This is a genomic window from Acidisphaera rubrifaciens HS-AP3, from assembly GCF_000964365.1.
Lineage (GTDB): Bacteria > Pseudomonadota > Alphaproteobacteria > Acetobacterales > Acetobacteraceae > Acidisphaera > Acidisphaera rubrifaciens.
Genome location: NZ_BANB01000713.1, coordinates 1 through 825 on the forward strand (window position 1 = coordinate 1; position 825 = coordinate 825).

Annotated in this window: 1 protein-coding gene; it reads left to right on the top strand. The window is 69.8% G+C overall.

Features of this window, described 5'->3' with window-relative positions:
• Positions 1–825, top strand: an 825-nt coding sequence (locus B8460_RS16825; RefSeq protein ID WP_048862774.1) for a secretin N-terminal domain-containing protein, incomplete at both ends; no start/stop codon positions are given.

Consider the following 825-nt stretch of genomic DNA (forward strand, 5'->3'; position numbering starts at 1 on the left):
GACACGCTGCCGCCGCCGGTGACCAGCACGGCGGCCCCGGTGCAGCTGGTGCCCGGCGCGCGCGCCGAGGCCGGCGGCCGGGGCACGTTCCAGCTCGATTTCGCCGATACCGACGTCCGCGAGGTGGTGGCGCAGATCCTCGGCACCATGCTCGGGGCCAACTACACGATCGATCCCGGGGTGCACGGCACGGTCACGCTGCGCACCGCGCAGCCGCTGACGCGCGCCGAGCTGATCCCGGCGCTGGAGACCATCCTGGCGCAGAACGGCGACGCGCTGATCAAGGCCGGCAGCCTGTACCGCGTCACCACCGGGTCCAACGCGGGGGCGGCGGTGCTGACCACGATCGTGCTGCTGCATTATGCCTCGGGCGAGGATCTGGCGAAGCTGTTGCAGCCCTATGCGCAGAACGGCGCCAAGATCGTCGCCAACAGCGGGTCGAACGCCGTCATCATCAGCGGCGATCCGATGCAGCGCGAGGCGCTGGCGCAGCTGGTGCAGGCCTTCGACGTCGATGCCCTGGCGGGCCAGTCCTATGCCCTGCTGCCGGTCGAGAACGGGGCGGCGAGCGACTTCGCGACCGCGTTGCAGGGGGCGCTGAAAAGCAAGGAGAACGCCGCCCTTGCCAGCGTCGTGCGGGTCATCCCGATGTCGCGCATCGGCGCCGTGCTCGTGGTCGCCAACAACCCGCGCTATGTGCAGGACGCCGAGCGCATCTACAGCCTCGTCGTGCACAACCGCGACGCGACGATGCGCAGCTGGCACGTCCATTACCTGCAGAACGGACGCGCCAACGACGTGGCGTTCGTGCTGCAGGAGGCATTC